Raw genomic sequence first — 20083 nt, forward strand, 5'->3', positions numbered from 1 at the left:
CCGCTGTTGCCCTGTAAACGAATTGCGCAGTAGGCAGCACTTGGGTAAGGTCTTAATACTTTCCACAGCTATCACATAAAACAGGGAACTCTAGGCGAATGGCCTCGTTGTACTTTACTTACTCCGCAATGAACGCGGGAAAAAGCACCTCGTTACTGCAAGTAGCACACAACTATGAAGAACGAAATCAGCAGGTGTTGCTGCTGACACCTGCTCTGGACAATAGGGCGGGCGTAGGACAAGTGCACTCACGCTTAGGCATTGCCCGCGAGGCGCGCGCTTTTGTGGCGGAGGAAAACTTGTTTGACCTAGTGGCTGCGGAATTGAAACAAGGAACTATCGACTGCGTGTTGTTAGACGAAGCGCAGTTTTTAACACCTGCACAAGTTTGGCAGCTGACGCAGGTGGCGGACACGTTAGATGTGCCTGTAATGTGCTATGGCCTGCGTACAGACGCCTTTGGCCAAGCGTTTGCCGGAAGTGCTGTGTTGTTGGCTGTGGCCGACAAGCTTTCTGAAATGAAAACCATTTGCCACTGTGGCCGCAAAGCAACCATGAGTTTGCGGGTTGATAGTGACGGGAAAGCCATTAAGGCGGGTGAGCAAATTGCTATTGGTGGTAACGAAAAATATATCTCGTGCTGTCGCAAGCACTGGGCTGAGGCGTTATCTGAAGTAGGCGTAGCGCCTGCGGACTTGGGGAAATAATATGAAAAAATGGGCATTCATAGGTGCGATCATTATTGCGGTAGCAATGGCTTTAACTTGGTGGCTTATACCTGAAGATAAAAGTAACGGGGCCGAGCTTTCCACGGCAAAAGTTGAGCGCCGTACGCTCGAGCAAATAGTGACAGCCACGGGCAGTATTGAGCCGCGGGATTATGTGGATGTGGGCGCGCAAGTCTCGGGTCAATTAGAAGTGTTGCACGTGGAGGTGGGCGACTATGTAGAAGCAGGGCAACTCCTTGCAGAAATAGACGCCACCGTATTTAGTGCTCGTTTAGACGGCGTGCGTGCACAGCTTAAATACCAACAAGCGCAGTTGGCCGAGCGTATCGCCATGCATGAGCAAGCTCAGCTTGTTTTGCGCAGGCAGCAGCGTTTGCTTGAAGAGAATGCTACCTCGGAAGAAGCCTTAGAAGCAGCCATTGCTCAAGCAAAAGCGGAAGCAGCACGTGTTGAGGGCATTAAAGCGCAAATTGAGCAAACCGAGTCGTCGCTTCGGGCTGATGAAGCAAACTTAAACTATACGCGTATTTATGCGCCTATGAGCGGCACTGTGGTGAGCATGGCAGCACGCCGCGGGCAAACGTTGAACGCAGCGCAAACCACGCCGACCATTTTAACCATTGCCGACTTGTCGGTGATGCGAGTGGAGGCGCAAGTGTCAGAAGCTGACATCAGTCGTTTAATGAAAGGCACGGAAGTGTACTTTACCACCTTGGGCAGCCGCGGGGAGCGTTGGTATAGCGCTTTAGACTTAATTGAACCGACGCCGAGTGTTGAGAATAATGTGGTGCTTTACAATGCTTTATTTGATGTGGAAAACGAAACAGGCCGCCTATTGCCACAAATGACCACACAGGTGTTCTTTATTGTGAATAAAGCAGAGGATGTCCTGAGTGTGCCGGCATCAGCGATTAGCCCTCGGGGGCCTCAACGTGCTGAAGTGAAAGTTCGCCGTAACGGTGAAGTGGAAAGCGTTATGGTGGAAACGGGGCTTTCGGATCGTGTGTATGTTGAAATAAAATCTGGCTTGCAAGCAGGCGATGAGGTTGTACTTTCAGGTGGCAGCCCGCAGTCAAAGGGCAATGGCGCACCAAATATGCGTCGTAGTTAAGGAATCACCATGAGTCAGTCGCAGCAACCATTCATAAAGCTTCGTGGCGTTACGCGAGCCTATCAAACGGGTAGCGTTACCACGCAAGTATTGCACAACATTGATTTCGAGGTTCAGGCGGGTGAGTTCGTTGCCATTATTGGTAGCTCGGGATCGGGCAAGTCGACCTTGATGAATATTCTCGGCTGTTTAGACAAGCCCACGACAGGTGACTATTGGCTACGTGGTGAAAAAGTAGCGGATATGTCGGCCAACCGGCTGGCGCAATTACGCCGCGAGTCGTTTGGATTTGTGTTTCAGCAATATAACTTACTGCCGGGCGTAACGGCCCAAGCAAATGCTGAACTACCGGCAAATTACACGCGCGCGACTCGTGCCGAACAACAAGAGCGGGCAACGGCATTACTCACGCGCTTGGGTTTACAGGAAAGAACGCACCATAAACCAAGTGAGCTTTCCGGGGGGCAACAGCAGCGGGTGTCTATTGCACGCGCGTTGATGAATGGTGGTGACATTATTCTAGCCGACGAGCCAACGGGTGCTTTAGACAGTAAAAGCTCGGCGGAAGTAATGGCGTTATTAAAACAGCTGTCGGAAGAAGGCCACACGATCATTTTGATTACCCACGAGCCGGAAGTGGCGGCCCATGCGGATCGCATTGTCGAGCTAAAAGACGGCCATATTATTAGCGACGAAATAGCTGCCCATGCCAAGCCCGAAGAGCGCCAAGCAAAACCTTCTTTGCCACATAAAGAGCCGTCGTGGGCACAAAGTACTTGGCGCTCTTTAGTAACTGCATTGACCTCGCTGCGGACAAATATTTTCCGTACCGCACTCACATTGCTCGGTATTGTGATTGGGGTGGCGGCCGTTATTTCCATGCTGGCGATTGGCCAAGGGGCCCAGCAAGAAGTGGTCGACCGTATTAGTGCCATGGGCTCGAACTTGTTGTCTGTATTTCCTGGCGCACCGAATACACGGGGTCGGTGGCAAGTGGCTACCCTAATGCCAGAAGATGTGGATGCCATTAATAAATTGCCGAATATTTTAGCCGCTGTGCCGGAGCTGACTTCTAGTCGAACGCTCCGCCGCGAAGGCTTCGATAAAGAAGCTCAAGTGAATGCAACCTATGCCGACTTTCCAATAGCGCGCCAGTGGGCCTTGTCGCAGGGGAGCTTCTTTACCAAAGAAGACGAAGCCCTGTATGCCACTGTTGCAGTGATTGGTGAAACAGTGCGGCAACAGCTATTCCCTGACCGGAACCCGCTTGGGGAAGTGATGCTTATTCACAATGTGCTGTTTCGGGTCATAGGTGTGATGGAAGCCCGCGGTGCAACGCCGTGGGGACAGGACCAAGACGATGTGGTGTTTGTGCCCTATAGCACAGGAAGCTTGCGTTTATTTGGGCAACGCCATTTAAGAAACGTCACTGTTGCCGCCATCAACTCTGATGCCGAGCTGATGAAAAAAGTACAAGAAGACGTGCACGCCCTTTTATTAGAGCGGCACGGTGTCGAAGACTTTATGATCCGCAACATGGCGTCGATTATAGAAACGGCAACAGAAACCCAAAACACCATGACAGTGTTGCTTGGCGTGATTGCTGTGATTTCATTGGTGGTGGGCGGCATTGGCGTGATGAATATAATGCTGGTAAGCGTAACGGAGCGTACTCGTGAAATAGGAATTCGAATGGCGGTAGGCGCGAAGCCAGCGCTGATTCAGCAACAGTTTCTAATTGAGGCGGTAACCGTTTCTTTAATAGGTGGTGCCCTCGGTGTTGCTATTGGCATTGGGGTTACGTGGGTGCTGGGCAGCTTAGGCACTGCGGTGCTGTTTTCAACGGCGCCTGTCATGCTGGCCTTTGGCTGTGCCTTTATTATTGGCTTGGTATTTGGTTATGTACCTGCCAGAAAAGCGGCGCAACTTGATCCAGTGCAAGCCTTGGTGAACGAATAACCTGAGCAGGTGTTATAGCAACGCTAAAAAACTGTATACTATAAGCATTCTTGTTTTTGTAAGGACGCTTCGTATGCCCGCTCAGCACATGACATTATTACGCCCCGACGACTGGCACCTGCACGTTCGCGACGGTGACGTATTGACCGATATTGTTCCCGAGACTTCAAAAGCCTTTCACCGGGCTGTAATTATGCCAAACCTGGTGCCTCCGGTGACTCAGGTTGAAGCAGCTGCAAGCTACCGCGAGCGCATTATGCAAGCGGTACCGGCGGAGCATTCCTTTCAGCCGATGATGGCTCTTTATCTCACGCAAACCACCACAGCAGAGCAAATACGTGAGGCGGCAAAGACCCCCTTTGTGATTGGGTTTAAACTGTACCCAGCTGGCGCTACCACCAACTCAGCAGCGGGTGTAACGGACGTAACCAGCATGGCGGAAGTATTTGAAACCATGGCAGAACTGGGAGTGCCTTTATTGGTGCACGGCGAAGTGACCGAGCCAGAAGTAGATATTTTTGATCGGGAAAAAGTGTTTATAGACCGCTACCTGGTGGATATTGTTGACCAGCACCCGGGTTTGAAAGTTGTACTTGAGCATATAACCACCGCCGATGCTGCTCAGTTCGTGACCGAAGCGCGTGCCGGTGTGGCAGCCACCATTACTCCGCAACACTTATTAATGAACCGCAACGACTTGCTGGTAGGTGGTGTGCGCCCCCACAACTTTTGCTTACCTGTGCTGAAACGCAGAACACACCAAGAAGCTTTGCAGACCGCCGCTATCAGTGGCAACTCACGTTTTTTCCTTGGCACCGACTCGGCGCCCCATGCACAAGCCAATAAAGAAAACGCTTGCGGTTGTGCTGGTTGTTACTCGGCCCCGGCCGCCATTGAGTTATACGCTGAATTTTTCACGCGCATGAATGCACTGGATAAGCTAGAGAACTTTGCGAGCCGGTTTGGTGCTGAATTCTATGGCTTGCCAGTGAATACCAACACCATTACTTTAGCGCGAGAAGAATGGCGTGTACCCGAACAAGTAGTAGTGGCTGGACAAACCTTTGTGCCTTATTGGGCAGGTGAGCTTTTACAGTGGAAGCTCAGTGTATAAACTAGAGTGAATGATTGATTGCAGTGCATGCTTAAATTAACATACACTTGTAAACATTAAGTTAAGTAAAAACAATAAGTAGAGGCAGACTGATTGAAGTGGCCCCGTAAAAAAAAGCAGCAATATGCGTACTCTATAAGTGTGCATAAAGAAAAAGTGTATATTGCGGTTTTAAAATCCGTCACTCACCCATTGGATGCCGAAGGTGCTATTCAATGGCGAGGCGGCAGCTGGGAATTGGTTGTGAACGACGATGTTGACATTGTCGATGGCGATACCCCTGCTGCGATTTCTGCGTTGCTGTCCCGCTACGAAAAATTTCCCACAAAAAACCAACCTTTGCAGCTTGTGCTTGGAGCTGGCTTGGTGCAAGAAGTAAGCGTGGAAAAGCCAAGCCTGCCAGAAGACGAAATTACGAACGCATTGCAGTGGACACTAAAGGACTTAGTGTCACTACCGGCGGAAGATATTGTAGCGGACTATTATGACCCGCCTATTCAAGCCAGCGGCAGCAAGAATATAAGCGTCATTGTAGCAAGCCGGGGTTTCTTACAGCCGATTCTTGAGGTTTTGCATGCAGCAAAATTCCACATTCAAGGCATTGTGAATTCAGTGCTGGCGCTGACACGCTGGTTCCCTGAAGAAGAGAAGCTGGTGTTGTTAACGGAGTCTCTGCACCAAGTGAGTCAGTTACAAATTATTGTGAACAATCAGCTGGTGTTAAACCGTGCGCTCACCCGCATTCGGCCACTGAGTAGCATTTCCGCACAGGACACAGAAGAACTTGAAGTGCTGGCGTTGGAAGTCCAACGCTCGCTTGACTTTTACAGTGGCCAACTGCGCCAGGCGCCTCTGAGTCACTTAGTGGTAGCTTCGGCACACTACGAAGCAAAGCAGGTTGCTGAGTTTCTGGGCGCTCAACTGGGTGTGGAACATAGTGTGCTGCTCTACCCAGCTTGGGCCAAAGAACTGCAGCGGGGTGACTACAAAGACTTAGCGGTATTGGCTGGTGTAACTTGGCTAACGGAAGAGCAAACTGAGGCGGCGGAGGTGAAGGTATGAAGCGTCGCTTGAATCTTTATCATAGCTCTTTGCACCCGGTCAAAGAAACCTTGACGAGTCAACGTGTAGTATGGGCGGTTGCTGCTGTGCTGCTTGTTGCGGCGATGGCGCGCGGTGGCCTGGAATACGCACTTCACTCGCTACAAGAGCAACAGGACGCATTAACACAGAGCCAGCAAAATCTAAACGAACGAATGATGGACTTAGTGGCACAAGCCAACCGGCAACAGCCCATGCGAAGCTTGCTGCGTCAAACTGCCCAAACCGAGTTAGAAATTAGTTCGCGCCAAGCGTTACTTGCTGAGTTTGAAAACCGTGGAACCATTCAACGCGACAACTTGTCTCCGGTTTTACAAGAGCTGGCTTCTATTCATACTCAGGGGGTGTGGCTGACGCGTATTTCAATTACCCCCGAAGGCGTGGAGCTCGAGGGGAGCACGCTAGAAGCAGGCTTAATACCACGGTGGATGGCCAAGTTTTCACAAACCACCACCCTAGCAAAGCATCAATTTTCCGTGGTTGACTTGCAGCGAGACACGAGCCGCGTATTAAACTTTGCCTTACTGAGCAAGCCCCGAACGAATGATCAAGAAGCGCTGATTGAAGAACAAATGGAGGGTATAAAATTAAATGAAATCCTTGTACCTGAAATTTGATGCTTGGTTTACCAGCCGGGTACCGCGTGAACGCTGGCTGCTGAGTGTGGTGTTGTTGCTTGCTGTGGCGTGGCTGGCTTGGCTTGTAGCCGTTGAGCCGGCATACCTCTCCGTTCAAGAGAAGCAAGCGGCGTTAACGACGAGTGCGGCGCAAAACCAAGCATTGGCCGAGGAAGTAACCAGCTTAGAAGCGCAAGCTGCGGTGGACCCAAATGAAGCTTTACGAGCACGATTGCAGCGCCTTGAAAGAGAGCGCAACCGGCTGGGTGAATTGCTAGACGAAAAAGCCGAGTTTATGCAGCCCGAACAACTGCTAGCATGGCTTGAAGCTTTGCTGGAGTCGGGGGCTGGTTTGACTTTGGAAGCTTTTGTAACAGAGCAGCCGCAGCCTTTTATTGAGCAAAGTGAAGAAACAGCGAATACTGTGAATATTATGCAGTATCCAGTGAAGGTCACCTTAACGGGCGACTTTTTTGCAATACACGACTATTTGGAAGCGTTGTCAGGCTTGCCCCTGTCGTTTTATTGGCAGGGGTTTGATTACCAGGTAGAAGAGCACCCAGAAGCACGCGTTACTCTGGAACTTTTTACACTTAGTTATGCGGCGGTGGCAGATGGCAATTAGTCGATTTTATATTGGTTTAGGCATTGGTTTTGGAATTGGAGGGCTGCTCTGTAGCATGCCTGCTTGGGCCGCGCGACCGACTGTAGACCCAACTCGCCCACCGGCCAGTATACAAGCTCCGGCGGCAGCTCAGGCTAGAGCACCGCAGCTGCACCTTCAAAGTATTTGGTTTCAGCAAGGACGAGGGCGTGCTCTTATTGACGGTCGTAACTATTATGTAGGCGACCAGGTTGGCCCATGGACGGTGCATGCGATACATGCTTCCACCGTGCTGCTCAGGCAAAATGAAGATGAGCTAGTGCTCGCCGTGTTTGCCCAGGATGCAATAAAACGAGGCAGGGATAATAAATGATAAAAACAAGCCAAGCACATCTATTCGGCATTTGCTTACTTGCCTTGAGCGCCCTAACCGGTTGCGCAAGTAAGTCGAATGAACAGCTTTCTGTAGAAGCACAGGATATGTTGCAAACGGGGTCTCCTGCAAATACTGAGGCAGAGCGCCGCGTGCCCGATGAAGTTCGTGCGGCGTTAAGGCAAGGCATGAGTGAGCGCAGCACAGCTGTGCAAGCCTTACTTGATGAGCCGCGGTTTTCCATTCAAGCCCGGGATATGGCGGCCGCCGACTTTTTCGCCCAGCTCACAGAAGAGTCGCCTTATAGTTTGGTGGTGCACCCGCAGGTACAGGGTCGCATTACTGTGAACCTGCGCGATGTTACGTTGCAAGAAACCTTGGACGTGGTGCAAGACATTTACGGCTTTGATATTCGCAAGGAAGGCAGAATTTACCGGGTATTCCCTGCCGGGTTACGTACAGAAACCATAGCCCTTGATTATTTGTCCCTGCGCCGTTACGGCATTAGCCAAACGCAAATAACGGCAGGCGGCGTGGTGGACAGCAGCAACCGCGGTGGCCAAATGTCGGGCCAGAACTTCAATAACAACACTATGGGCAATAACAGTCTGGGCCAAAATAATTTAGCCGACCAGCAGGGCAATAACAACTTGATGGGCAGCCGCCAAGCGGGCAGCTCCATTAGCACGAGCTCAGAAACCGACTTTTGGAAGGGGCTAGAAGAACTATTGCAAGGCATTATTGGCGATGGCCAAGGCCGTAAAGTTGTGGTGTCTCCTCAAGCTGGCTTAGCCACAGTGCGCGCCTTTCCCGCAGAAATACGTGCAGTACGTGACTTTTTAAATTCTGCACAAACCAGCTTGCAGCGGCAAGTCGTGCTAGAGGCGCGTATTGTTGAGGTGACCTTAAATGACCAGTACCAGCAAGGTGTCGATTGGTCGAAAATCACCAGTAAAATTGGCAGCGGGGTTACGGAAGTTTCCTTTAGTGGCGCCAATATTGACAGTGGTAGCTTAGGCGGTGTGATGGGCATTAGCTTTAGCAACCAAACCTTTGCTGGTATGGTCGAGCTCATGTCTTCGCAAGGCCAGGTACAGGTGCTTTCCAGCCCACGGGTGACAGCTACGAATAACCAAAAAGCGGTTATAAAAATAGGTGAAGACGAGTACTTTGTGACCGACGTGTCCACCACCACAGTGACAGGGACGGCTACCACGTCCACGCCGAATATTCAGTTAACGCCGTTCTTCTCTGGGATTGCGCTCGATGTGACACCGCAAATTGGCGAGTCGGGACAAATTACCTTGCATGTGCACCCTTCGGTTACGGAAACCACAGAGCAAGAAAAAATTATATCTCTCAATGAAGACAGGTTTGTATTGCCCTTAGCGCGCAGCAATATTCGCGAGTCGGACACCATTATTCGAGCGCGCGACGGCGAAGTGGTGATTATTGGTGGCTTAATGCAAACCAGCTATGTGGAAGACACAAGCCAAGTGCCTGTTCTGGGCAGCATTCCATTTTTAGGGGAGCTGTTTACCAACCGACGTCAGCGTGAAAGCAAAAAAGAGCTGGTGATTATGCTGCGCCCAACCATTGTGGGGGTAGACACCTGGGACGGTGAGCTTGAACGCTCGCGAGAACTATTACGCCGCTGGTACGAAGCCGAGTAACCTTATGTATTTATACCACTTCGGCTTGCGTGAGCTGCCCTTTACCCTAACGCCAAATACAAGCTTCTATTGCGGCTTGCAGTCGCACGATGCTGCGTTAAATGTGCTGTTAACCGCCCTAAAAACCGGCGAAGGCTTTATTAAAATAACGGGTGAAGTGGGCACGGGGAAAACCCTGCTCTGCCGAAAATTACTGAATGAAGTGCCCGATCATTTTGTCACTGCTTATATTCCAAATCCTTACTTAACACCCGCCGAGCTGCGTCAAGCCATTGCTGTAGAGTTAGGTATTGAGGGGGTGGACAAGATGGATCAGCACAGGCTGACCCAAGCGCTAGAGCAAGAGCTGCTGCGCATTAACACCTTGGGCCGTTCGGTGGTGATTCTGTTGGACGAAGCGCAGGCCTTACCGAAAGAAAGCTTAGAAGCCTTGCGGTTGCTTTCTAATTTAGAAACCGAGTCGCGTAAGTTAGTTCACTTAATTTTAATGGGGCAGCCAGAGTTAGACGAGCGTTTAGCGAAACGAGAGTTCCGTCAGCTTCGCCAGCGTATTACGTTTAGCTATGCCTTAGACAGTTTAAACAGAGAAGAAATGGGGCAGTATTTGCAGCATAGGTTGATGGTCGCAGGGTATGCGGGATTGCCTCTGTTTACCCCTAACTTGGTGCAACGCGTGCACAAGGCGAGTCGAGGCGTACCACGTTTAGCGAATGTGATAGCACATAAAGCCTTGCTTTCCGCTTATGGCGCAGGGCGCCGAAAACTCATCCGTAAAGATGTGCTGGCAGCTGTAAAAGACACTGAGGATGCCAGCGCAATGGGAATGGGGCCAGGGAGTTGGGCTGCGATTGGCGCCATGCTTGGTGTAGTATGTGTGGCAGGAATCGCTTATGCAATGGACTGGGTGTAGTTATGAGCTTGATTAACCAAGTATTAAAAGACATTGACAGTCGTGAGCAGCAAGAGCTTGCAGCGCAGCGTACTGTGCCCAATTTGAGCCATGGGCAAAAAGCCAAACCGGCGTGGCTGTTTTTCCTGCTCGGTACCCTCGGTAGTGTCGGTGTATTGTTGGCCCTGCTATTTGGCTGGCGCATGCTCACCATGGACGAAACGCCTGTTGCTATACAAGAGCCTGTTGAATTAGCGCAGCCAGAAGCGACAGACACGCCTCAGGAGCAGGTTCTGGTGGCAGCCGAAAAGCAGCCACAGCCGCCTCAGGCAGAGCCCATTCATGCCAGCCAAATGTACCCAGTTGCACAAGCGGCAGCGGAGCCAGCAGCTCCCGCCGAGCAAGAAATAACGATAGAAGAGACTGAAGAGCCGGTAGGCGAAGAGAGAGCGCCCGTTCAAACCGCTGAGCAACCGCCTAAAGCGCCTGCAGGACACATGCAAATTGAGCGCACCCAGGTGTCGGCACAGCAGTTAGCCGAGCAGCGCTTTCAGCAGGCCATGCAAGCTTTACAACAAGGGGACCGTCAAGCAGGTGCCAAGGACCTGCAAGAGGCGCTGGTGCTAGCTCCGAGTTACCATGAAGCCCGTGAGCAGCTGGCGGTGTACTATTTTAGCCAAGGGTTTTTAAGTGACGCTTTAAACGTACTTGAACAAGGGCTGGAACAGTTTCCGCAAACGCCGCGGCTGATGTTATTGCAAGCACGTATGCTCGAGCGGGCAGAACAAAAAGACATGGCACTACGCTTACTAGAGCGGGTAGACAATCGCCTGCCTGAGTATGCGGACTTACTTATTTTACGGGGGGCATTGGCCCACGAGCTTGAGCAGTTTGAACTAGCCCGCAGTACTTACCAAGTTTTAACGACTTGGCGAGCAAGTGAAGGTCGATGGTGGCTGGGGCTGGCTATGGCAGAAGAAGAGTTAGCACACCCAAGTGCTGCCATTGAGGCCTACCGAAACGCTTTAACAGACCCGTCTTTGTCGGTTGCCACGCGCACCTTTATTCATCAACGAATTGAGGAGTTACAGCCATGACACGTCCTCGATTACGCATGCGATTAGGCGACTTGTTGGTTCACGAACAAGTCATTACTGAAAGCCAACTGAACCAGGCCCTGTCTGAACAGCGTGTATCGGGGCGTAAGCTCGGTCATACCTTAGTCGACTTAGGCTTTGTGACAGAATTAGAGCTGTTAGAGTTTTTATCGCAGCAGCTCGGCGTGCCATTGGTGGATATTAGCGAGCTGCGGCTTGACTCTAACGTAGTGCGCTTGTTACCCGAAGTACAGGCCCGGAGACATAGAGCCATAGTACTTGAGGCCGACGATGACACGGCCACCGTGGGGATGAGTGATCCTGCCGACCTTACGGCAATAGATGCTATTTCCGCATTACTTTCCCCACGGCAGGTAAACCTTGCGGTGGTGCCCGAACAACAGCTTATTGAGTCGTTTGACAACCTGTACCGCCGCACCCAAGAAATAGACGAGCTAGCCCAGCAACTGCAGCAAGAGAGCGGGGGTGATGACGAGTTTTCACTTGAGCAACTGACAGACGAAAGCGACGAAGGGGATGTCACGGTTGCCCGCTTACTGCAGTCGATATTTTCTGATGCGGTGCAGGTGCGCGCTTCAGACATTCACCTTGAGCCGGATGAAAAAGGCCTGCGTATTCGGCAGCGGGTAGACGGCCAGCTGCAAGAAACCATGCTGAACGAATTAAACATTGGTGGTGCGGTTGTACTTAAACTGAAGCTGATGTCGGGCTTGGACATTTCTGAAAAGCGCCTGCCCCAAGACGGCCGCTTTCAAATGCGGGTGCTTAAAAAACTTATCGATGTGCGTTTGTCGACCATGCCCACCCAGTATGGTGAGGCCTGTGTTATGCGATTGCTTGATCAGTCGTCGGGGCTATTGCAACTAGAGCAAACAGGCATGCCAGAGCCTATGATAAAGCGGTTCCGCCACCACCTGCATCGGCCCCACGGGCTTATTCTGGTCACAGGGCCTACGGGCTCGGGTAAAACCACCACCTTGTATGCGGCGCTCAGTGAGTTAAACCAGCCAGAGAAGAAAATAATTACCGTAGAAGACCCCGTGGAATATCGGTTACCACGGGTTTCACAAGTGCAGGTGAGCAGCAATATTGGCTTGACCTTTGCGCGTGTGCTGCGCACCACGTTGCGACAAGACCCCGACATTATTATGGTGGGTGAAATGCGAGACCAAGAAACCGTGGAAATTGGTCTACGAGGCTCCATTACCGGTCACTTGGTGCTTTCGACGTTGCACACCAACGATGCGGCCACCAGCGCCATGCGTTTGATAGACATGGGAGCGGCCCCGTACCTAGTGGCTAGTGCCTTGCGAGCAGTGCTGGCGCAACGTCTTTTACGGCGTGTTTGTACCCACTGTGACCAAGCGGCTCAGGTAGATCCGCAAGACGCTTATTTAGTAAAAGTCATGATTGGCCCAATTCCTGAAAACGCCACCTTAAAAAAAGGGCGAGGATGCCAACGCTGTAACTACACGGGGTATCGTGGCCGTGTGGGTGTGTTTGAATTGCTGGAAATTGACGAGCGCATGATGGCCGCGTTGCGCACCAGCGACACGGAAGCGTTTGCAGCCGCAGTAAAGGAAAGCAAGTCATTTAAGAGCTTGGCGCAGACAGCACTTGAATATGCGGCGCAGGGCCTCACCACCCTTGAAGAGGTGATGACCTTGGTGGCTGGACTGCCTTATTTAGATGACGAAGAAATGGCCGCACAGGAAGCCTTGCAACAGCAAGCTGGAGAAGTAACGGATGAGTAGCTTCCGTTACCAAGGCCGCGACCGCCAAGGCAATATGGTAAAAGGCACGCTAAATGGCGCAAATGAAAGTGCCGTGGCTGAACAACTGATGCGCCAAGGCATTGTGCCCGTGCAAATTATTGCTGGTACTCAAGGAAGTGGCAGTAGCTTCGGCAGTATCAACATGAAAGAGCTGCTGGTTCGGCAGTTACCCTTGCCCGACTTGGTCATGTTTACACGCCAAATGTATGCGCTGACTAAAGCGGGGGTGTCGATGCTGCGGGCCGTGCAAGGCTTAGCTGAAAACGCCAGTAACAAACAGCTTGGGGCAGCCTTGCAAGGCATTAGCGACGAGCTAGAGCGGGGCCGTAGTTTGTCGGCTGCTATGTCCGACTACCCGAAAGTATTTCCGCGACTTGTGGTAGCGGTTGTGCATGTAGGGGAAAACACAGGACGGCTAGAAGAAAGTTTTCAGCAGTTAGCTTTTTATTTGGAAAATGAGCAGGAAACGAGAAAGCGTATAAAGCAGGCCACGCGTTACCCTAGCTTTGTGGTGGTGAGTTTAATTATTGCTGTGTTTGTGCTGAATATGTTTGTTATTCCGAACTTTGTTTCCATGTTCACCAGCATGAACGTTGAACTGCCATTGGTGACCCGTATGCTTTTAGCGAGCTCCAACTTTTTTGTGAATTACTGGCACCTATTGCTGCTGGGTGTGGCAGGTACCGTAGCGTGGGTCAGTTACTGGGTTCGCCAAGAGCATGGCAGAGCAAAGTGGGACCACTGGAAAATTAAGCTGCCTATTATGGGCGACATTATTGAACGTTCACTGCTAGGGCGTTTTTGCCGCAGCTTCAGTGTCATGCTCAATGCAGGCGTTCCCTTAACCCAAGCCCTGAACCTCGTGTCGGAGGCCTTGGACAACCGCCATATGGCCACACGCATTATTGAAATGCGTCGAGGCATTGAACGAGGCGAGTCACTAAGCCGGGTAAGCCGCTCGAGTCAGCTATTTAGTGCGCTGGTGTTACAAATGATAGCCGTCGGAGAAGAAACCGGTAACCTCGACGATTTATTGCTGGAGTCGGCGGAGTATTACGAGCGCGAAGTAGACTACGACTTAAAGAACTTGCTCTCCAAAATAGAGCCCATACTCATTGGTGGCGTAGCGCTTATTGTTGGTTTTTTAGCCATGGGTATATTCCTCCCCATGTGGAGCATGATGGACATGACAGGAAGCTTATAAATGGAACAGCAACCAGAGCGAAGCCGGAGCCTACTTATGTTCTTAGCCGCTTTTGTTGTGATGGTTTTATTAGCAACTGTCTTGGTGCGTATTGCATTTAGCCCCAAAGCCGCTTGGCGAAATGCAGAGTTACAAACCGCCATGACCCGGTTTTCGGAAAACCTGATGCGGGCACGGGTTGAATGGATGCGGCAAGGGGAACCAGAGGTATTATTACTGCCTTTAACCGACAGGGACGGCAGCAACAACACGGTGCAGGTGCCCATAGCTATGAGCCGTGAAGGGTGGCCACAGGCTGCGCAGCAAGGGGTGCAAGGCTGTACTGAGCTATGGAGCATACTTGCTGCAGGTGAACAGCTAAAGCGGGAACTAAGTGCGCAATACGATGCCGCACAAGACATGTGCCGCTTTTATTACGCAGGGACAGAAGTCTTTCACTTTTACCCCGCGCGTGGGCAGGTTGAGAAGTTGTACTAAATTTGGACTGGCGCATAGCATATATACTAAATAGAGTGTTACCATATAAATGCAAGGGGTATTTAAGGAAACATTGGATGATTAAAATAAAACAAAGAGGGTTTACCTTAATTGAACTTATTATTGTGGTGGTTATTTTAGGCTTGCTTGCCGCCGCCGCATTGCCGCGCTTTACTAACGTGGCCAGTGAAGCGGAAGACGCTTCGGTGGAAGGCGTTGCCGGGGGCTTTGCCAGCGCAGTCGGTATAGTGCGCGGCCAATGGGAGCTGGACGGGCGACCAAGCGGCACCAACCCAGCCACAGGTGCGGGTGCTTCTGTTATTATTGATATGGTGCGCGTAAATGTGGACGGCAACCGAGGTTATCCGGTAAGCGGCAACCTGAACGAAACCGCCCACGACCAGAACATGAATGCGAACGACTGTCGTTCGCTATTTGCAGCCATACTGCAAGGCGCGCCTACGGCAAGTATAAACTTTACTGACGCGAGTAAAGTTCGCTTTTATGTAACTGCAGAAAATAATGGCACCAATGATATTTGTGTTTATTATCAAACAAACACAATAAAAGGGCTCACTTCTGCCCCAAGTGGTAATGATTACCTTACCGTAGGAAATAATTTTGTTTATAATCCACGCACAGGTAACGTAAGCGTAAATTTGAATAGAAACTAAGAATTCCAGCAGCAATGTTTAAACCTTGCTGTGCACTATGCAGGAATACATTTTTTAAAACATCAACAAAGGTATACACCATGAAAAAGCAAAAAGGTTTTACACTTATCGAACTGATCATCGTGATCGTTATTCTCGGCATCCTCGCCGTTACCGCCGCACCGAAATTTTTTGATTTTTCGAGTGATGCGCGTGAAAGTACCCTAGGAGGCGCAAAAGCAGCGATTCAAGGGGCAATGCAAGTGAAGTATGCTGAGAGTGCTATTAGTGGTAGCCCTGCTTACCCAACAGCAGACAATATAGCTACTGATGCGGGTATGTCGACGTCAGATTGGCTAATTGCTACTACAGCCGCTTCTTCAATAACTCGGGTAGCGCCTGCATCAACGACTCAAACAGCTGCACTTGATGCTGCGGACCACACAACTATTGATAAATGTTATGTAGAGTATAATGCAAGCGGAGCAGATGCTAATACGCCTCCAGTGATTTCGATAGAAACCAATGGCTGTTAATTAACAGTAGGTCATGCACTGCATGACGGCTAAAAAAGGAGCTTCGGCTCCTTTTTTTATACCCATGGTGTTGTAGCCAATTATTACGTACAACCCCGTAGGGCAGGCATGGCCAGCCGTTCCTATGACTTTACAAAAGGAAATCAATTTAAAAGTACAATTAGTGTACTTACAGACTCTTCGTATGGTGGTTAAAATCGGATACAAATTATCCTATAAAAGGAATTGAAAAGGAACTTCGGATGAAAAAACAGAATGGCTTTACCCTTATTGAGTTGATTATTGTCATTGTTATTCTTGGTATTTTAGCTGTGACAGCGGCGCCGAAGTTTTTTGATTTCAGTAGTGATGCGCGGAAAAGTACCTTAAAAGGCTTAAAGGCGGCACTAGAAGGTGCGGCTAATATTGAGTATGCAAAGAAAGCTATTGCGGGGGAAACATTAGAATACCCAGAAGCTACACTTGCCGGCATAGGCGTGGCTGCAGGGGTTAGCAGCCAAGACTGGGACTTTGTAGAAACAGTCGCTGCTGGTCAGCCTATTATTGGCTTTGCACCCAAAGGGTATAATGACCCCATACCAAGCACTGTCACTTATACAAACATAAAACAATGTTACGTAACTTATGTGCGAGTGCAACCGACAAGCTCGAACCCAGCTTCCTATGAAATTGAAGTTGAAGACTCGGAGTGCTGATAATATAGCTTAGAGAATGATGCCTTTTCTGAGAATGAAAAAGGTCAGGTCTTCTTGTGAGAATGCACAAATGAAAGTAGAAAAAGGTTTTACACTCGTAGAGCTCATTGTTGTTATCGTTATTTTGGGCATACTTGCTGTTATGGCAGCACCAAGGTTTTTTGATTTCACTAGTCAAACCCGTAAAAACAGTTTAAATGGGTTAAGGGGCGCTATGGAAAGTGCAGCACATTTAATTAATGCACGGGCGGCTATTGAAGGTAAAACCAACTCCATCATTGCTGACAATGTGTATGTGGAAGGTGTTCACCTTGTGTATGGATACCCAACGGCGACCCCAGATGGTATTTTAAAAGCGGTTGAATTACAGAAAAGCACAACGTTAGTTAATAATAGTGACTGGGTGTACCACCATGCAACGGGGCTTATTTACATAACACACGCAAGCTTTAAGAAAGAAGGGGCAGCCATTCAAGCCACAGACTGTTATGCCTTTTACCGTGCGGCAGAGTCTCCTGGTGCAACGCCTGAGGTTGGTGTGCGGTTAGACCATTGTTAGCTGCTTAGAGAGTAAGAACATATAACCCGTTTTAATGCACGAAATTGTATGCGTGTAAGTAAAGGAATTTAAAAGTGTATAAACAAAAAGGTTTCACCCTGATAGAGCTTATTATTGTCATTGTTATTCTGGGTATTTTAGCGGTAACGGCGGCGCCAAAGTTTTTTGATTTCTCTAAAGACGCGCGCATTAGTACCTTGCAAGGGCTTAAGGCGCAGTTACAGTCAACGGCAACCATCGAGTACGCTCGCACGGCCCTTAAAGGTGAGGCTTTATATCCAAAGTCGCGTGATGCGCAAGGTGGTACGAAGCGGGAAAGTATAATAGACGCAGCGGGTGTAGACGGTAGCGAATGGTTTATTGAAACTGTGCTTGATGAGTCGGTTACTTTTAGTGTTCGTAAAAGCTCCTCTTCAAAGCGTGATAACTGCTATGTAAAATACAACATGGATGCTGCTCGCAAAGATCCACCGACATTCGAGGTGGTCACTTCAGGCTGCTAGCCAAGTTTCTTGGTTTATTATTTTGCTTGAGGGTGCCATTTGCAGCTAAATTAACACATAATAGATTGTTGTAATTAGGTTGTTTTAAGTGGGTTGGTGAGGGCAGCCGTTCGTTGTCCAAAGGAGCTGGAATGAATCGTTTGATATTATGGGCAAAAGCGAAAGCTGCTGTTGTGTTTTTTCTGTTTAGCATTGCTTTATTAAGCGGCTGCAATGAAGAGCACCCAGATAATGTGCCGGGTGCTGTGAATAACCCATTCCCTGAAATTACCCTTGCTGGTTCTTCAACAGTGACTATGGATGCGGCGGATGCGTCTATGGTGTATTCCATACCTGTGAACTTTTCTTTAGCGGCCCCCATTGCGGGTGAGGTGAAATTTCGATTGGTTGCGGGTTCGGCGATTGAAGGGCGAGATTATGTTGCAGGCTCTGGTGCGGTTCCGTTTAACGAGGGGGAGCGTCAGGCTAATATAGAAGTAACCTTATTAAACGATCCTGCTCGAACGCAGGCTCGTGAGTTTCGCGTGGAGCTTCTGCCTTCTGTAAATGCCCGCTTAGGTTCAACCGTTGTTCAAACAGTCAGCATAACCCCTGTGGATGTTAGTGGGCAACCAGATGCGGTGAGTGTACTGAACATTCCTACACAACGAACCTTGGTTGCTCCAACCAGTGGCGAAGAAGAGTACGTATTTGTATTGCCTTTAACAGAGCGGTTGCGACAAGACGCAACCGTGAGCATTCATATGTTAGCTGGTACTGCTCAAGAAGGTACGCACTTCCGCAGCTTGACAGGAAGTCAGTGTGAAAATGGTGTTTGTAGTATAGCCGCCGGAGCTCAAGAGCTGGTGTTTTCTGTTCCTGTGATAGGCCTAGCGATTGATGATGCGTTAAGCTTCACCCTGCAATTCTTGAGTGCTGAAGGGCTAGACCTTAGTAGCAACCGAGAAATGGAAGTGGTACTAAACTATAACGCCAGCGTGCAAGTCCCTGATTTAAATGTACCCAGTAGCCTTAACTTGCGTATGCCTTCAGTGGAGCGCGAGTCTACTGCTTACCCCATCATTTTTACCTTGAGCGATATGTTGTCACAAAGTGCCACGTTGGAGTGGCGAACGGTGGATGACACGGCCGTAGCCGGTGTGCACTATCAAGCTGTTGATGCGACGGGTGCAGGTGCAGTGAACGTGAATGCTGGGCAGCGTGAAGTGGAAATAGAGCTTGTGCTGATGCATGACCAAGGCACGAAAGAAGACGTAGGCTTTTGGATTCAGTTGGTTTCTGCTGAAGGTATTAAACTGCCAGCCGAACGGTCTGTGTATGTAACCATTACCCATAGTAATGAAGATACATCGGCTTACCCACGGGTGTCTGCCCCGAGTACATTGACTGTGCATGAACCAGCAGCAGGTGCGAAAGACGCGCGGTTAAACTTGACCTTAACAGAGGTTTTATCGGAAGTTGCTGAGCTTGGCGTTACATTCATTGACGATTCTGCAACGGTGGACACAGACTACGCAGTGGTCAGTGAGCAATTCGTGGTCGAAAAAGGCATGGGTGTTATTTCGGTGCCCCTTCGTTTACTTGTAAATGCAGCAGAAACAAGCACTCAGCACTTCCAAGTTGAGCTGCATAGCCCACTTCACCTGAACTTGCCAAGCGAGCCTGCTATTACAGTCGCTATTGTGGACAACGGGGCCCCTGCTCCGGCGCCATACCTTACGCTTAGCCCACAGTTAATTAAGGTGCCTGTGCCTCGTTGGAACGTATCAGAAAATATCAGTTTATATTTTCCATTAAGTGATCAGGCAACTGGCGCAAGTGTGCAGGTGCAAGGTCGGAATGGCACTGCTTTATCGGGTGTCGACTTTGACCCGAATATACAAGCCACAGTGAATGGTGACCAGCTAACGGTAGACGTGACTCTACTGCCACAAGACTTAGGCGGTGAACCTAAGGAGTTTGACTTGTTGTTTACCCAAGCGAATGGACTTACGCTCCCAGAAAGCCGCATGGTAACAGTTCAAATTGAACCGCGCGATACACCGACGTTACCTGAGCTTATTCCCCCTAGTGGGACTGTAGGGTATACAGCGCCGAGTGCAGGCGAGCCGGCGGAGCGAGTGCTTGTTCTCCCATTCACTAATGTGGCACCTTTAGCAGGAACGCTTACGGTTTTTGTTGAAAATGGTACGGCACTTGAGGGCACAGACTTTACGCTAACAAGTGCGTCGCCTAGCTTTACTATAGGTGCACAAGAAGTTGTGGTAGAGCTTGAAATAGAGCCTTCTGCGAGCGGGAAAACGTTCAGATTAATTTTGCAAAGTGCAGAAAACCTGGTGTTACCTAGCTCTGTTGAAGAGCGCGTTATTGATGTGAGCGTGCAATAAGCACGCT

At 49.9% G+C, this 20083-nt stretch carries 20 protein-coding genes; all 20 read left to right on the forward strand.

Annotated elements, in window-relative coordinates; translation table 11 throughout:
• Positions 1–98 precede the first annotated feature (98 nt).
• The 20 genes from CWE15_RS05250 to CWE15_RS05345 all read left to right on the forward strand — a co-directional run bounded on the left by CWE15_RS05250 (position 99) and on the right by CWE15_RS05345 (position 20076).
• A complete protein-coding gene (locus CWE15_RS05250; RefSeq protein ID WP_126757030.1) occupies positions 99–707 on the forward strand; it encodes a thymidine kinase in 609 nt (202 codons plus the stop codon).
• A gap of 1 nt (position 708) precedes the next feature.
• Positions 709–1839, forward strand: a complete 1131-nt coding sequence (locus CWE15_RS05255; RefSeq protein WP_126757031.1) for an efflux RND transporter periplasmic adaptor subunit — start codon at positions 709–711, stop codon at positions 1837–1839.
• Between the two features lie 9 nt (positions 1840–1848).
• The gene (locus CWE15_RS05260) at positions 1849–3798 is read left to right on the forward strand and encodes a MacB family efflux pump subunit (RefSeq protein WP_126757032.1); all 1950 of its coding nucleotides are present in this window, start codon (positions 1849–1851) and stop codon (positions 3796–3798) included.
• A 73-nt stretch (positions 3799–3871) separates the two neighbouring features.
• On the forward strand, positions 3872–4912 hold the full coding sequence (gene pyrC, locus CWE15_RS05265) for a dihydroorotase (protein ID WP_126757033.1): 1041 nt from the start codon (positions 3872–3874) through the stop codon (positions 4910–4912).
• 93 nt (positions 4913–5005) lie between these two features.
• Positions 5006–5974 (forward strand): type IV pilus biogenesis protein PilM, encoded by a 969-nt coding sequence (locus CWE15_RS05270; RefSeq protein ID WP_126757034.1) that lies wholly within the window; start codon positions 5006–5008, stop codon positions 5972–5974.
• Complete coding sequence (locus CWE15_RS05275; RefSeq protein ID WP_126757035.1) at positions 5971–6630, forward strand: PilN domain-containing protein; 660 nt, start codon at positions 5971–5973, stop codon at positions 6628–6630. The genes CWE15_RS05270 and CWE15_RS05275 overlap by 4 nt, the downstream gene beginning before the upstream one ends.
• The gene (gspM, locus tag CWE15_RS05280; RefSeq protein ID WP_126757036.1) at positions 6605–7255 is read left to right on the forward strand and encodes a type II secretion system protein GspM; all 651 of its coding nucleotides are present in this window, start codon (positions 6605–6607) and stop codon (positions 7253–7255) included. The genes CWE15_RS05275 and gspM overlap by 26 nt, the downstream gene beginning before the upstream one ends.
• A complete protein-coding gene (locus CWE15_RS05285; protein WP_126757037.1) occupies positions 7245–7607 on the forward strand; it encodes a hypothetical protein in 363 nt (120 codons plus the stop codon). The genes gspM and CWE15_RS05285 overlap by 11 nt, the downstream gene beginning before the upstream one ends.
• Entirely contained in the window at positions 7604–9280 is a 1677-nt protein-coding gene (gene mshL / locus CWE15_RS05290; protein WP_126757038.1) for a pilus (MSHA type) biogenesis protein MshL, read from the forward strand. The genes CWE15_RS05285 and mshL overlap by 4 nt, the downstream gene beginning before the upstream one ends.
• Before the next feature lie 4 nt (positions 9281–9284).
• Positions 9285–10190 (forward strand): ExeA family protein, encoded by a 906-nt coding sequence (locus CWE15_RS05295; RefSeq protein ID WP_126757039.1) that lies wholly within the window; start codon positions 9285–9287, stop codon positions 10188–10190.
• 2 nt (positions 10191–10192) lie between these two features.
• Positions 10193–11266, forward strand: coding sequence for a tetratricopeptide repeat protein (locus tag CWE15_RS05300; protein ID WP_157980715.1), 1074 nt, complete (start codon positions 10193–10195; stop codon positions 11264–11266).
• Positions 11263–13041 (forward strand): GspE/PulE family protein, encoded by a 1779-nt coding sequence (locus tag CWE15_RS05305; RefSeq protein ID WP_126757041.1) that lies wholly within the window; start codon positions 11263–11265, stop codon positions 13039–13041. Before CWE15_RS05300 ends, CWE15_RS05305 begins: the two co-directional genes overlap by 4 nt.
• Positions 13034–14266, forward strand: a complete 1233-nt coding sequence (locus CWE15_RS05310; protein ID WP_126757042.1) for a type II secretion system F family protein — start codon at positions 13034–13036, stop codon at positions 14264–14266. Before CWE15_RS05305 ends, CWE15_RS05310 begins: the two co-directional genes overlap by 8 nt.
• Positions 14267–14743, forward strand: a complete 477-nt coding sequence (locus CWE15_RS05315) for a hypothetical protein (protein ID WP_126757043.1) — start codon at positions 14267–14269, stop codon at positions 14741–14743.
• A gap of 77 nt (positions 14744–14820) precedes the next feature.
• The gene (locus tag CWE15_RS05320) at positions 14821–15417 is read left to right on the forward strand and encodes a type II secretion system protein (protein ID WP_126757044.1); all 597 of its coding nucleotides are present in this window, start codon (positions 14821–14823) and stop codon (positions 15415–15417) included.
• Positions 15418–15497: 80 nt separating this feature from the next.
• The gene (locus CWE15_RS12100) at positions 15498–15932 is read left to right on the forward strand and encodes a prepilin-type N-terminal cleavage/methylation domain-containing protein (protein ID WP_126757045.1); all 435 of its coding nucleotides are present in this window, start codon (positions 15498–15500) and stop codon (positions 15930–15932) included.
• A gap of 242 nt (positions 15933–16174) precedes the next feature.
• Entirely contained in the window at positions 16175–16627 is a 453-nt protein-coding gene (locus tag CWE15_RS05330) for a prepilin-type N-terminal cleavage/methylation domain-containing protein (RefSeq protein WP_126757046.1), read from the forward strand.
• A gap of 70 nt (positions 16628–16697) precedes the next feature.
• On the forward strand, positions 16698–17186 hold the full coding sequence (locus CWE15_RS12105; RefSeq protein ID WP_157980716.1) for a type II secretion system protein: 489 nt from the start codon (positions 16698–16700) through the stop codon (positions 17184–17186).
• Positions 17187–17260: 74 nt separating this feature from the next.
• Entirely contained in the window at positions 17261–17689 is a 429-nt protein-coding gene (locus CWE15_RS12110) for a prepilin-type N-terminal cleavage/methylation domain-containing protein (RefSeq protein WP_126757048.1), read from the forward strand.
• Between the two features lie 131 nt (positions 17690–17820).
• Positions 17821–20076 (forward strand): Calx-beta domain-containing protein, encoded by a 2256-nt coding sequence (locus CWE15_RS05345; RefSeq protein ID WP_126757049.1) that lies wholly within the window; start codon positions 17821–17823, stop codon positions 20074–20076.
• Positions 20077–20083: the final 7 nt, after the last annotated feature.

This window comes from Aliidiomarina taiwanensis, from assembly GCF_003987015.1.
In the GTDB taxonomy this organism is placed as follows: domain Bacteria; phylum Pseudomonadota; class Gammaproteobacteria; order Enterobacterales; family Alteromonadaceae; genus Aliidiomarina; species Aliidiomarina taiwanensis.